Annotated in this window: 7 protein-coding genes; 3 read left to right on the forward strand and 4 right to left on the reverse strand. The window is 61.3% G+C overall.

Features of this window, described 5'->3' with window-relative positions; all coding sequences use genetic code 11:
* From AB4Z19_RS15210 to AB4Z19_RS15225, 4 genes are read right to left on the reverse strand one after another with little or no spacing between them, the layout of a single operon-like run.
* Positions 1-2,958 carry a DUF4982 domain-containing protein gene (locus AB4Z19_RS15210; RefSeq protein WP_442035558.1) on the reverse strand — a complete coding sequence of 986 codons (2,958 nt, stop codon included), beginning with the start codon at positions 2,956-2,958 and terminating at the stop codon, positions 1-3.
* 2 nt (positions 2,959-2,960) lie between these two features.
* Positions 2,961-6,023 (reverse strand): GDSL-type esterase/lipase family protein, encoded by a 3,063-nt coding sequence (locus tag AB4Z19_RS15215; RefSeq protein WP_442025641.1) that lies wholly within the window; start codon positions 6,021-6,023, stop codon positions 2,961-2,963.
* On the reverse strand, positions 6,020-8,344 hold the full coding sequence (locus AB4Z19_RS15220; RefSeq protein ID WP_442035559.1) for a glycoside hydrolase family 2 TIM barrel-domain containing protein: 2,325 nt from the start codon (positions 8,342-8,344) through the stop codon (positions 6,020-6,022). Before AB4Z19_RS15220 ends, AB4Z19_RS15215 begins: the two co-directional genes overlap by 4 nt.
* Positions 8,345-8,347: 3 nt before the next feature.
* Entirely contained in the window at positions 8,348-9,541 is a 1,194-nt protein-coding gene (locus AB4Z19_RS15225) for a DUF4861 family protein (protein WP_442025639.1), read from the reverse strand.
* Between the two features lie 163 nt (positions 9,542-9,704).
* Between AB4Z19_RS15225 and AB4Z19_RS15230 the strand changes: the two genes are divergently transcribed.
* The 3 genes from AB4Z19_RS15230 to AB4Z19_RS15240 all read left to right on the forward strand — a co-directional run bounded on the left by AB4Z19_RS15230 (position 9,705) and on the right by AB4Z19_RS15240 (position 13,414).
* Complete coding sequence (locus tag AB4Z19_RS15230) at positions 9,705-10,307, forward strand: hypothetical protein (protein WP_442025638.1); 603 nt, start codon at positions 9,705-9,707, stop codon at positions 10,305-10,307.
* Between the two features lie 20 nt (positions 10,308-10,327).
* Entirely contained in the window at positions 10,328-11,332 is a 1,005-nt protein-coding gene (gene dusA / locus AB4Z19_RS15235) for a tRNA dihydrouridine(20/20a) synthase DusA (RefSeq protein ID WP_442025637.1), read from the forward strand.
* 315 nt (positions 11,333-11,647) lie between these two features.
* Entirely contained in the window at positions 11,648-13,414 is a 1,767-nt protein-coding gene (locus AB4Z19_RS15240) for a methyl-accepting chemotaxis protein (RefSeq protein ID WP_442035560.1), read from the forward strand.
* Positions 13,415-13,427: the final 13 nt, after the last annotated feature.

A 13,427-nucleotide genomic window follows, 5' to 3' on the forward strand; every position in this document is an offset into this window, starting at 1 on the left:
TTATTTTCCGGGCGCTTCGTAAAACTCTGCTTCAACGATCGACAGTACGCCGCGCGGCGCGCGATTGGCCCCCGTATCCGGCACGGCGTTCGGTTTCACCTCGGTGAGTTTCAGCGCGTCGCTGTCCACCGTGGCGCCAGTCAGTTCGACCTTGACGCTGCTGCCCTGGACGGGTTTGAGCGGCAGTGTAACGTAACCCAGGCTTTTTGGTGTGTCACCAGTCCATACTTCCTGACCGTCCACCGTGATGCGGATCGGGTAGCTGCGTTCACGCCAGCCGGACAGCTTGAAACTGGCCGCAGTCAGCGTGGCCGGGTGCTCCAGTTCATAGGAAATCCAGCGCTTGCCTGCTTCGGCGCTGCTGGTCCAGGCGGTTGTTTCGTCGTCGTCTATGGTCTTCACCGCCGCATTGTCGTTGCTGCCTGCGGACGTGCTCGCGATGCCGACGGATACGCGCGAAACACGGTAGGACGATCCGGCTGGTGTCGGCCCGCGTTTCAGGTATGCCGGCAGGCCATCCGCCGCCGATGTCGGTGCTAGCCCGCCGTTCTGCGACACAGCGTGCGAACGCAGCGTGACGGTCGCAGGCTGCAGGCCCTCGGCGGTAGCGCGCAGCGTGATTTCCCCTGCCTGCGCGGTGCTGCGAACAAGAACGCGATTCACGCCGCCTTCGACTGGCAGGGTGGTGGCGAGGATGTAATTATCGGGACCTTGTGCGATGCCGCCACGCCATTCCGCCGGACCTTCCAGCTTGAAGTTGACCATATTGAGCGCGATCGGATTGCGCTGGCCTTTGGCATCGACTGCTTCGACTTCGAACAGCGCCAGATCGGCGCCGTCGGCGCGCAAGCCGGAGGAGGCGGTAATGGCCTTCAGGCGCAGTGCAACGGGCTCTCCGGCAGTGCGCAGCGAGGTTTCGGTGACTGCTTTGCCGCTCGCATCGTAGCCGATGGCCTTCAGCTCGCCGGGCTCGTATGCCACGTCGGCGAAGGTATACAGGAAGCCAGCGCTCTGTGTACCCCGGCCCAGCGAGCGGCCATTGATGCGCAGTTCCACCGAGCTGGCGCTGGAGACGACGTTGATCGGCTTGTGTGTACCAGCAGCGTAATTCCAGTGGCCGATAATGTGGATGCGGGGCTGGTCCACATCCACCCAGCCGTCCCACATCACCTGATGGGCAAAGTAGCCGTCCTTCGGAATGCGCATGGCGTCCACTTCGCCGCTGCGGCGGTAGTTTTCAGCGCCGCGATGGTGGGTGTTCGAGTCGGAGAAGATGATGTTGACGCCGCCGCTGCTGACACGGCGCCCGGTGCCGGGACGTTCGGCGTAGTAGTCGTACCAGCGCAGCACGTCTTCGATGGCCTGCGTATCCTGGTTGCGGTTGTACGCGCTCGCATCCTGCCCCTTGTGCTGAGGGCCGTCGCCATTCTTGTGGAAAGGAGGGGAGAATTCGTCCCAGTTTTTGCGCAGTGCTTCGTCGCGCGAATATTCCATGGCCCAGAAAGGCTGGCGCGCGCTCTTGTTCACGTACAGCATTTCGCCGCCGTATTCGTTGAAACGGCTGCTCAGCATGTCGCGGCTGCCGGACGCGCGCCCGCCATGCGGATCGAACTGGTCGCGCAGTGCTTTCATCTCCTGCATGTGTTCATCCGAGATGCCGCGATTGCCGGATTCGTAGAACAGGATGCTGGGGCTATTGCGGTTGTAGATGATGGCGTCGCGCATGACGGCAATGCGCTGCTCCCAGCGGCGGCCCGTTACGTCAGCTTCGGAGTCTCCGGCCGGCATGGCTTCCATGATGCCGAGGCGGTCGAAAGACTCGACGTCCTGCTTCCATGGCGTGATGTGCATCCAGCGCACCAGATTGCCGTTGCCTTCCACAATCAGCCGGTTGCTGTAGTCGCTGAGCCATGGTGGTACGGACATGCCGATAGCGGGCCATTCGTTGGACGTGCGCTGCGCATAGCCGTGCACCTGGATCACGCGGTCGTTCAGCTTGACCATGCCGTTGTCGAATTCCGTTTTGCGGAAGCCGGTGCGGGTGCGGACGGTGTCCACCGCTTTGCCGTCGATTTTCAGCGTGGTGTCGACGTCATAGAGATAGCCGTAGCCCCAGCTCCAGAAATTCAGCTTGTCGACATGGCTGCTGGCTGCGATTGTGCCGGTAGCGCCTGCGGCCAGGGTCTGTTTGGGCCCCGTGAATGTGGCCACGTTCTTGCCTTCGCGGTCGCGGATCTGCACCTCGTAACTGAAAGTGCGCGGCTGGGCGTATTCGTTCCTGACTTGCGATTCGGCGTGGATGGTGGCAGTGCGCGATGCGATGTCGATGCCTTTGGCGTAGACGTAGATGCCGGTTGTACCGAGCGAGGAATACAGGGGCAGGGTCTGATACAGCTTGCCGGTGAGGTGCAGGCGCACGTTTTTCGGGATGCCGCCGTAGTTGGCGTTGAAGTTTTTGTCCGACCACTGGAAACGCTGGCCGGTGGCTTTCTCGTGATAGTCCCAGGCATTGTCGGTGCGGACGGCGATGACGTTGTCGCCGGCTTTGGCTGCATTGCTGATGTCCACACCGAATGCGTTGATGCCGTTTTCGCTCAGGATCAGCGATTTGCCGTTGACGAAAACTTCGCCAGCCTGCCGCACGCCCTCGAATTCGAGAAGGACTTTGCCGTTCAATGCTCCGGCGGGCAGGCGGAAATGCTTGCGATACCAGGCGATGCCGGTGCTGAGGTCTGCGATATCTTTCTTGAACGCGTCATCCTCATTCCAGGCACGGGGCAGGGTGACGGGCTTCCACGCTGAGTCGTCGAAGCCGGGCTGGCTGGCCCCGGCCGGGTCGCCGACGAACAGGCGCCAGCCAGGGTTGAAGTCGTAGGCGGCGCGCTGCGCGGGGGCTGCGTGTGCAGCGGTGGCGCAGGCGGCGAACAGCGCTGCGGCAGGGAGGTAGTAAAGGTTCATGGTCATTTGAGTACGGTTGGCAGCAGCGCTTCCAGTTCGGCCGCCCAGGTGGCGTAGCCTTCTCCCGTCAAATGCAGCTTGTCGCGGCTCAGGCCTTTCCAGTTATCGCCTTCGGGCGTGAATTTCGATGCGAGGTCGAGATAGAACACTTTTCTGTTGTCGGCCAGCGGTGTAAGCAGCTTGTTTGTTGCCGCCATTTTCTCGGTTGCACGGGCGTTGGGAAGGATGCTGCACAGGACGACCTTCACACCGGGGAATTTGCTTTGTGTGGCGGCTACCACCGCGCTCACACCGGCGGCAATTTCTTCCGGCGTCTCGCTGGTGTTGTTGGTGCCGATCATGATTACCGCGACTTTCGGCTTCAGGAAGGAAAGGTCGAAATGCTGCAGGCGCCACAGCACGTGCTGGGTTCTGTCTGCGCCCAGGCCGAAGTCGAAGGCGCGCTCTTCGAATTTCTGCTTCCATACTTCGGTGCCTGCGCCCCAGCGCCATTGTTCGGTGATCGAGTCGCCAATGAAGATGAGGTCTGCCGTTTTGCCCTGGCGCGCAGCCAGATAGTCGGCGAAGTAGGTCTGGTAATTCAGGTGCGAATCGTAGTTCTGCGAGCTGGGCGTGGTGGACACCGGTCCCGAAGATTGCAGGCGCGCGACGGTGGCGTTGGACGCGGCGAACACGGTGCCATGGCGCATGCGCTGGGCCGTGCCTTCGTCCGGAAAGTGCATCTTGTCGCTGACGTTTTCCCAGCTGACCAGATCACGCGAGCGCATGGCGCCATAGTGCTTGTCCTTGTAGGCGTCGAAGTAGATCAGGTATGCATTGCCTGCTTTGATTGCAGTCGGTCCTTCGGCCCATACGCCTTGCGGTGTAAAGGGCTTGCCCAACTTGCCGAAGGGGCCTTGCAGGTCGGGCGCGTTGGCCAGTTGCAGGTATTTGTGGGCCGGAACACGAGTTTCGTCTTTGACGAGCAGATAGTTGTGGCCATCCGCGCGCAGGAAGGTGGCGTCGATGACGCTGAAGCCGGGATCGTAGAACAGCTTTGTCGGCGCGAAGCTGACGAAGTCTTTCGTGGTCGTGTAGTAGATGCGGTGGTTGTATTTGCCTTCAGGCGAGTCTTTCGGCGTTGGATATTTGCCTTCGATGGTGGAGGACCAGAAGATCAGGAATTCGCCGCGCTTTTCGTCGTAAGCGACTTCGGGCGCCCAGGCATTCAGCACGCCTTTTTCCTGCGCCATCACGGGCAGTTCCTGCTGCGCGGACCAGTTGATCAGGTCTTTCGAAGATGCGTAGCCGATGCCGCTATCGTTCCAGCCGGAAGTCCAGACCATGTGCCAGATGCCGTCCGGGCCGCGCACGATGCAGGGATCGCGCATCAATCTGGATTTGCCGACTTGCGGCGTCAGGAAGCTGCGGCCGTTGGCGACTTTGTCCCAGTGGTAGGCGTCGGTGCTGGTGGCGAAGTGCAGGCCGTCTTCTCCGTTGCCGGTGAAGTAGGCGAACAGCCAGGCTTCTGCTGCGTTGGCGTCGTCACCCAGCGGTCGTTGCGTGGTGGCGTTGGGACTGGCGGGAACGGCGAATTTTTCTGCGAGATCGGGATGTCCCGGATCTAGTGCCGGAACGCTGTCGTCGATATAGCGTGCAACCGGCAGCCCGGCTTCGCGGATGCCCTTGATGACCAGCTTGGCCAACTCGTAGCTGCCGTAGCTGTTGTGATGGGTGTTGTCGATCTTTCCGGGTGAAGGTTCGGCGAAGGCGAGCTTGGAACGTTCAGGTCCGAGCGCTTCGTAGAACGGTTTGCTCATGGCGTTCAGATCGATGAACGGGATATGCAGTTCGTCGGCCGATTGGTGCGCGGCGGTGGCGTAGTCAATCAGTGAGGGAACGATCTTGCCGTTGGCGTCGAAGGCGCGCCGTTCCATGGACGAGACGATGACGGGGATGCCGCCCCGCACGCGGATTTGTTCGGCGTGGACGCGGATTTCGTTTTTGTAGGTCGTGAACGGGCCGCCTTTGCCTTCCTTGATTTGCTTCTGGTCGTTGTGGCCGAATTGCATGAGCACCGTGTCGCCGGTCTGCAGCAGGCTGAGGATCTTGTTCAGGCGCAGGCGGTTGATGGAGTCGCGGTAGGTTTCGCCGGACTCGCCGTGATTGGCCACGGCCACGCCTGGCTTGAAGAAGCGGGGCAGCATCTGGCCCCAGCTGTTGTAGGGTTCCTGTGGCTGGTCACAGACGGTGGAGTCGCCGAGCAGGTAGATCGTTGGCACGTGCGCGGGCTTGATGTCGATGGATTGCACCGACGGGTTGTTGCCATTGAATTCGAGCGTCAGGCGATTGTCCCAGGCCCAGGCTTCCTGCACGGTTTCGCGCGGGGCTTTCAGTTTGACTTCGCCTGAGGGGATGTTGTTGGTTGCGGTGATATGCGGGGTACGGATGTTGACCGTAAATGTGCGTGTCAGCGTTTGGCCTGCTGCGGTCTGGACGTTTTCCAGCATCAGCCGGCGCAGCTCGGCCTTCACTGTCGTTGTCGCTGCGACAGGGCCTCCGAGTTTTACCGTTACTTCGTAGTTGCCTTCGGGGAGGTCGGCAGAGAAGTAGAATGGCTTGCCGTCATGCGGGGCGGCGCCGGGTTCGAATCCGAATCCGCGGTCGGTGGTGTAAGTCATGCTCGGCAGAACGGCTGTGCGGCCTGCCGCTGCATGGCCAGTGGCGGCCGAGACGAGGTCAAAGTGCCAGGTGTCCGTCACCGGCGCCGCATACGCACTCGCAGCGCTCATGACGGCCAGGAAGGCGATCGCACCACGCCACGGGAACCGCGCCGCGCTGCTCCGGGCGGCCAGGTTGGCGCTTGCACCTGGCGGTGCGGACGACGCTGCCATGCATGCGGTGCGAAGGACGGCTGGGATGTCGATCGCGCGAAGCGACGCGAATCGCGCTGCGGTGCGGGTGACATGCGGCGCGTGGGCGGCCGTGGCGGCTGCGGTCGGTGGGGCGATGGCGGCGCTGGCCATACTGGGCGCGTCGCGGTGGGGCGGGTGGGGCACGGCGGCTGAGACGCGGCGGAGTGTCATGGCTTCTTCCCTGTGGGGATGTTGATGCTGGCGTCGGCGATGCCGGGGGCGGCGGCTTTGAGGGTGATGGCGCCGCCGGCGGCGCTGGCTTTGACGATGGCGAGGCAGCGACCGTATTGCGGCTTGCACTGCGTGGACTGGTAGGCCTCGTGGCTGGTGTTGTTGCCGCTGTCGACGGCGGCCAGCACGCCGGGGCCGTTGATGCTGAAGGTGATAGGTGCGGTGGCGTTCGGGTTCGGGATGCCGTTGGCGTCGACCACTTGCGCCCAGACGAAGGCGGCATCGTCGAAGTCCGGCGTCAACGCTGGTCGGCTGGAGGACAGTGCGATGCGCGCCGGAGCGCCGGCGGTTTTCAGCTCGTCGACCGCCACTTCCTTGCCGCTGTTGCGGGCCACCGCGCGCAAGGTGCCGGGAGCGAAAGTGACGTCCCAGCCGCGCGGGCTGTCGTTCTTTGGCTTGGGCTTGGCGCCGAGCGAAGTCCCATTCAGGAACAGTTCCACTTCGTCGGCATTGCTGTACACCTCCACCTTGGCGTCGTCGTAGGTCTGCATGTCGGTCGGCGTCCAGTCGGCGCGCCAGCTGCCGACGCCGCCGTTGTCCTGCTTGCGGACGATGTGCACGACCGGCTTCAACGACCACCAGCTCTGGCGCTGATAGCCGCGCGGCTTCCAGTTGCCGGCGCGGTCGAACAGGCCCTGGTCGTACGTAGTCATTGGCCAATCAGCCTCGCCCAGATAATCGAAGCCAACCCAGATGAACTGCCCGGACATGAAGGCGTTATCGCGCAAGGCCAGCCAGGCCGACAGCGCGTGATTGTTCTCGGTGCCGAGCACCTTGCGCTTCGGATTGGCCTTGTGCGCCGCCACTAGTTCGTTTTCGCGGTAGTTCTGGCCGACGATATCCATCATGTCGGCAAAGCCGTTCTCATACACCTTGGACAATCCAGGGCGGAACAGTGCCATGGTCACGGGCCGCGTCGGGTCCAGCTGATGCGCCAGATCCTGCTGCTGCTTGTATTTGCGGAAGCCTTCAGGATTATTCAGATTGTCATGAATCTCATTGCCGACGCTGTATAAAATCACGCTCGGATGATTGCGGTCGCGCAGGATTATGGCGCGCGTGTCGGCTTCCCACCAATCGGTGAACAGGCGGTTGTAGCCTTGCTCGGCATGCTGTTTGGCCTCGTTCCAGGTGTCGAAGTTTTCGTCCATGACCAGGAAGCCCATCTGGTCGGCGAGGTCGAGGAATTCCGGTGCGACCGGATTGTGGGCAGTGCGGATGGCGTTCACGCCCATTTCGCGCAGCAGCTCGAAACGGCGGCGCCACGCATCCAGCGGCACGGCAGCACCCAGCGCGCCTGCGTCGTGGTGCAGACAGACGCCTTTGATCTTGAGGTTCACGCCGTTCAGCCAGAAGCCCGTGTCGGCATCGAACTTGAAATCGCGGATGCCGAAGGTCGTGGTCTGCTCGTCCAGTACGGTGCTGCCCTGGCGCAGCGTGGCCACGGCGCGGTACAGCGCAGGCGTTTCGATGGACCAGCGCTGCGGCGCAGCCACCGCGATGTCCTGCGCCATGACGGCAGACTGTCCGGCGCCGATGGCTTGGCGCGATTCGGAAGTCTGTACTGCTTTGCCGCTCGGGTCGTAGATCGTGACCTGCAGCGTGTACTCGCCGCCCGCACCTGATTTGTTGCGCACGTCCGATTGCAGATGCACACGCGCGCTATCGGCGGATAGTTCCGGCGTGGTGACGAACACGCCGCCTTCGCCGAACTGCACGGCCTCGGTGCTGACCAGGCGCACGTGGCGATAAATGCCGGAGCCGGTGTAGTAGCGCGATGCCGGCTGCACTGAGTTGTCCGCGCGAACGGCAATCGTATTCACCTGGCCCTTGCCGAACTTGAGATTGCCGGTGAGGTCGTAGCTGAAGCTGCTGTAGCCGTAAGGGCGCTTGCCCAGCAGCTTACCGTTGATCCAGACTTCGCTGTTGGCCATCACACCGTCGAATTCGATGCGCACGCGGCGCTTGGCATCGGTGGCAGGCAGCGTGAATTGCTTGCGATACCAGCCCACGCCCGCAGGCAGATAGCCGCCGCCGCGGCCGACGGGACTGGCCTGATCGTACGGACCTTCGATGCTCCAGTCATGCGGCACGGAGAGCTTGCGCCACCTGGCGTCGTTGAAGCCTGGTTGTTCGGCGCCTTTCGCTTCAGCTTTGAGGAAGCGCCAGTCGGCGTCGAAGTTCAAGGTCTGGCGGCCGTCGGCCAGGGCGTGGGAAGAGAAGACGGCAGCCAGCAGGGCCGCAAGCAGTCTGGTTTTCATCGTTTATTGGCTGGACAGGTTGATCTTCAAAGGCAAGCGGACACGCGCGGTTTCGGCGGCGATGTATTTGTCCCACTCCGCTTTGCTGGCGAACTCCCCGCCGCGCGTCCACGCGGCGCCAACGTAGTAGCGCAGTGCTTTGCCGGATACGACCGGCGCGGTGATCAGCTCATTCAGCGAATCATCCGCATAGCCTGATGCCGTCGGCAAAATCACGGCGACGCCAAAGGCGCCGTTACTCTTCTGCTCCACCCACTGACTTAGGGAGCCGGCTGCGCGGCCGGGCGTGACGACAGGCGACTGGCCTTTGTCGGTCGGGTCCTTGTTCAGGCCCACGGCGGCGGTCAGCTGCGCGGGGCCGCTGAAGGTAAAGGTGCTGTCGATCTGGTCGAGATAGTGGCCGGCATCGACAGTGAAACGTTTAACCTCGGAGACGCGAAAACCGCCTGCATCCCAGCCTTCGTACGACAGCTCGAAGATGGCGCGCACCGGACCATTGGCCAGCACCTTCCAGGCAGCGTAGTTGCGGCCTGTGTAAAGCTGCTTGCCATCCCAGATGCCGACACCACCGGCGCCGCGCGAACGGCCCACGTTGTACATGTCCATGCCTTCACCCTCGTCCTTGTGATAATGGTCATGGCCCTTGTTGTACCAGCGGTCGACGATGGGATAGTCCACGCGCTTGAACCAGATATCGAGGCCGCTGGTGACCAGCACCTCCTTGCCGCTGCCCGGCGCGGCGGGAGCGGCGAGGGCAGGGCCGTAGGTACGGTGGCCGACCTTGTCGTTCTCCCATGCGAAATCGTCCAGGCGCTCCGGCACGTAGCGGGCGAACACTTTGGACGGGAAGGGCGGCGTCAGCGCATCGCTCTTTTCGACGGTGAAGGTGGCGCTGTGCTCACCGGCCGCGAAGTCGTGCTGGAAAATCAGCTCGCCGTAAGCGATGCCTTTGCCCTGGGGGTCTTTCGCCTCCGGCAGTACGTTAGTGACTTGATAAGGCAACGGCTTGCCCGCCGCGTCGCGCACGACGATGTGCTGGAGCATGGCGCCGGGCAGGGCACGGTTCACCTCCGCCCAGGGCACGGTGATGGTTTCGGCAGGACGGGCCTGCGCAAGGTCATGACTGGCGGTGATGGTCAAACGATCAGCAGCTTGAGCGCTGCCGATGGCCGCGAGGGCGAGGAAGATGGCTTTCATCCGGTTGTCTCTTTGTTGTAATCATAGAAGCGTTTCGAGTATTGAATTTCATGCATGGACAGTCAACGGAGAAGCATGCATTAATCATGTAAATGAGCAGAAACACGCCCCGGACAGCTGCCTGTATAATATGCAGCCCAATCGTGGGACATTGGAGTCTTAAGTGAAATCAATTCTCTTTGCGGCCAGCCTGGCCATCGGTACTGCGGCCTGGGCCGCTCCCGCAGCACAGAAAGCACCCGCGGCGCCCGTAGCGCCAGTCGCTGTGCAGACGCGTGACGTGCCGGTCAACCAGTTCATGCAGGGCCGCCTGCCGCTGCCGATCGCGCTGAATATTCCAGTGCCGGCGGAGTACGAGCAGTCCAAAGTGAAGAGAATCGGCTACTCCTTCTGGATGCGCCCGGCCGATGCCGCAACGGCCACCGCCGAGAACCTGCCGAACCGTAATGGCTATATGTATGGTTCGACCGCGACCAATGTCACGTATGACGCGCGCCACCATGTTTTCTATGGCATCGACGATCCGGGTTCGATCAACAAGCTGAAGACGGCGGCCACCAATATCGACGTCAAACAGTTCAAGGATGCCAAAAATCCGGCTGTGATGCTGTCCATGACCAGCGGCACCACGGGCCAGCGCGCCTACTTCATGTATATGGCGACCGGCGTGAAGAACGATGTCTTCTTCCTGTCCTTCCGCGCCCCGGACGGCCGCCCGGATATCGGCGAAGCCGTATGGGCCAAGCTGGCCGCCGCCATTAAATAAGCAAGAACGCATTACTCAGCATGACCGACAATAGCATCGCCCCAACCGGCCGCAAAATCAGCGTTGCCCCCATGATGGACTGGACGGACCGTCACTGCCGTCACTTCCACCGCATCATCTCCCAGCACACCTGGCTGTACACGGAGATGGTGACCACGGGCGCCCTGGTGTATGGCGATGTGGAACGCCATCTGCGCTTCAATGAGGAAGAGCATCCCGTTGCCTTGCAGCTGGGCGGCTCCGATCCCGCCGATCTGGCCACCAGCGCCAGGCTGGGCGAGAAGTGGGGCTATGACGAGATCAATCTGAATTGCGGCTGCCCGTCCGAGCGCGTGCAGAAGGGCGCTTTCGGCGCCTGCCTGATGTCCGAACCGGAGCTGGTGCGCGATTGCGTGAAGGCCATGAAGGATGCGGTGGACATCGACGTCACCGTCAAGCACCGCATCGGCATCGACTATGAAGAGAGCTACGATTTCGTGCGCGACTTCGTGGGCACAGTGGCGGAAGCCGGCTGCACGACGTTCATCGTCCACGCCCGCAATGCGATCCTGAAAGGCCTGTCGCCCAAGGAGAACCGCGAGATCCCGCCGCTCAAATATGAATACGCCTATCAATTGAAGAAGGATTTCCCGCAATTCGAAATCCTGATCAATGGGGGCATCAAGACTGTCGAGGAAATCGACGAGCACTTGCAATACGTGGACGGCGTGATGCTGGGCCGCGAGGCGTACCACAATCCTTATCTGATGGCGTCCTTCGACCAGCGCTACTACGACAGCAGCGCCCCGCAGAAATCGCGGGAAGAAGTGCTGCGCGCCATGATTCCTTATATTGCTGCGCAACTGGCAGCCGATGGCCCCAAGGGCTTAAAGCTGAACAGTATTACCCGTCACATGCTGGGCCTGCTGGCCGGCATGCCGGGCGCACGCCAATTCCGGCAGACTTTGTCGGATTCCAGAAAGCTCGCCGCCGGCGATCCACAGCTGTTGCTGGAAGCCCTCAACCGGACCCCGCTTGCCGCTTGAGTTCAGAAGTTCATTCGGTGCAACACTATTTGCACCGAAGAAATAATGTTTGCGTAGTTTTTAAGCAGATTCTGCTTGCCTTGCGGCAAGACACGCAATTATAATTTCTTGATATCCACATAACTTCAACCGTTTAACAATGTGTTTTGCGGTCGAAATACGACAGGTTTCTGCTCTTGGCGAATGCTTCTTTTGCATTCGCAGTCATTGTTTGCTACTGTGGATACTTGCGTAGCAGCAAGGGTCAGTGGGTGCAGACAACATCGCATCCCTGTTCAATCTACAACGTTTGCCATTAATAAATAAAGAGCCGAAATGAATTTGAGCAAAATGAAAGTGGGGACTCGTCTGGGTCTTGGATTTGCACTGGTACTGGCGTTCCTGGTAGCAGTCACTGTCGTGGGTATCTTCCGGATGGCTCAGATCCAGGACCGCCTGGATCACGTTGTGAGTGTGAACTCGGTTGCTACCCGCCTGGTGGTCGATATGCGCAACAACGTTGCGGACCGCATCACCTCCCTGCGTATTCTGACCCTGATGACCGATGCCGGCGATATGGAGCCGGAAATGAATCGCATCAAGGAACAGACCAAGAAGTACGAAGAAGCCAGCAAGAAGCTGAGCGCCCTGTACGCAGCCAACGCCACTCCTGAAGAGAAGGCGCTGCTGGCACAGGTGAAAGAACATGAAGGCGTGGCCATGCCGGCTATCGCCAAGGCCTCCGAACTGTGGCTGGCTAACGATGCTGTTTCCGCTACCAAGATCCTGATCAAGGAAATCCGTCCTGCGCAGAAGAAGTGGATGGACTCCCTGGACCAGCTGGCCAGCCTGGAAGACAAGCTGAACGAACAAGTGAAGACCGACGCCGCTGCCGGTTTCGCCAGCGCCCGTCTGTTCATGATCGGCATGGGCGCCCTGGCGGTGATCCTGTCCGTGACCGCTGCATGGGTTATCACCCGCGGCCTGCTGAAGCAACTGGGTGGCGAGCCTGACTACACCGCGGCCATCGCCGGCTCCATCGCTAACGGCGACCTGTCTGTGCATATCGACACCGCTTCGAATGACAAGGATTCGCTGCTGGTCGAAATGAAGGAAATGCGTAACAGCCTGGTGGGCATCGTTGGCCAGGTGCGCACCGGTACCGAAACCATCGGCACCGCGTCCCGCGAAATCGCTGCCGGTAACATCGACCTGTCGTCCCGTACCGAACTGCAGGCTTCTTCGCTGGAGAAGACCGCTTCCGCGATGGAAGAACTGACCTCCACCGTGAAGCAGAACGCCGACAACGCACGTGAAGCCAACCAGCTGGCGGCTTCCGCGTCCGAAGTAGCACGCAAGGGCGGCACCGTGGTGTCGCAAGTGGTTGAGACCATGACCTCGATCAACGAGTCCGCCAACAAGATCGTGGACATCATCGGCGTGATCGATGGTATCGCCTTCCAGACCAACATCCTGGCACTGAACGCTGCGGTTGAAGCGGCACGTGCCGGTGAACAGGGCCGCGGCTTCGCCGTGGTGGCATCCGAAGTGCGTAACCTGGCGCAGCGTTCCGCTAACGCCGCCAAGGAAATCAAGTCCCTGATCGGTGACTCGGTTGAGAAAGTGGAGCGCGGTTCGAAGCTGGTGGGCCAGGCTGGTGTGACCATGGACGAAGTGGTGGCTTCCGTACGCCGCGTGACCGACATCATGGGCGAAATCGCCAACGCCTCGCAGGAACAGAGCGCAGGTATCGAGCAGGTGAACATGTCCATCATCGAGATGGATTCCATGACCCAGCAGAACGCTGCGCTGGTGGAAGAATCCGCAGCCGCCGCACAGGCACTGCAAGACCAGGCGACCGAGCTGGCACGCGTTGTATCGATCTTCAAACTGGAAATCGGTGAAGAGCGCGCAATGGCTCCGGTGGTTGCCGCAGTTCCGTCCACCAAGCACGCTGTGGCCGTGGTGCCGAAGGCGCCGCGTCCAGCACCTAAGAAGAAGCCAGCTGCTGCTGCCGCACCTGCAGCGTCGGCCTCCGCCTCTTCTGCCGCATCGAAGAAAGTCGTCGCCGCAACCAGCAGCGACGAGTGGGAAGAATTCTGATCTGAGCTGTACC

It is taken from the genome of Pseudoduganella sp. RAF19 (assembly GCF_052114165.1).
Taxonomy (GTDB): domain Bacteria; phylum Pseudomonadota; class Gammaproteobacteria; order Burkholderiales; family Burkholderiaceae_D; genus Rugamonas.

Bases quoted from the DNA above. Each gene is read 5' to 3' on its own strand.
- AB4Z19_RS15210 (WP_442035558.1), bottom strand. From the start codon at position 2,958: ATGAACCTTTACTACCTCCCTGCCGCAGCGCTGTTCGCCGCCTGCGCC.
- AB4Z19_RS15215 (WP_442025641.1), bottom strand. From the start codon at position 6,023: ATGACACTCCGCCGCGTCTCAGCCGCCGTGCCCCACCCGCCCCACCGC.
- AB4Z19_RS15220 (WP_442035559.1), bottom strand. From the start codon at position 8,344: ATGAAAACCAGACTGCTTGCGGCCCTGCTGGCTGCCGTCTTCTCTTCC.
- AB4Z19_RS15225 (WP_442025639.1), bottom strand. From the start codon at position 9,541: ATGAAAGCCATCTTCCTCGCCCTCGCGGCCATCGGCAGCGCTCAAGCT.
- dusA (WP_442025637.1), top strand. From the start codon at position 10,328: ATGACCGACAATAGCATCGCCCCAACCGGCCGCAAAATCAGCGTTGCC.
- AB4Z19_RS15240 (WP_442035560.1), top strand. From the start codon at position 11,648: ATGAATTTGAGCAAAATGAAAGTGGGGACTCGTCTGGGTCTTGGATTT.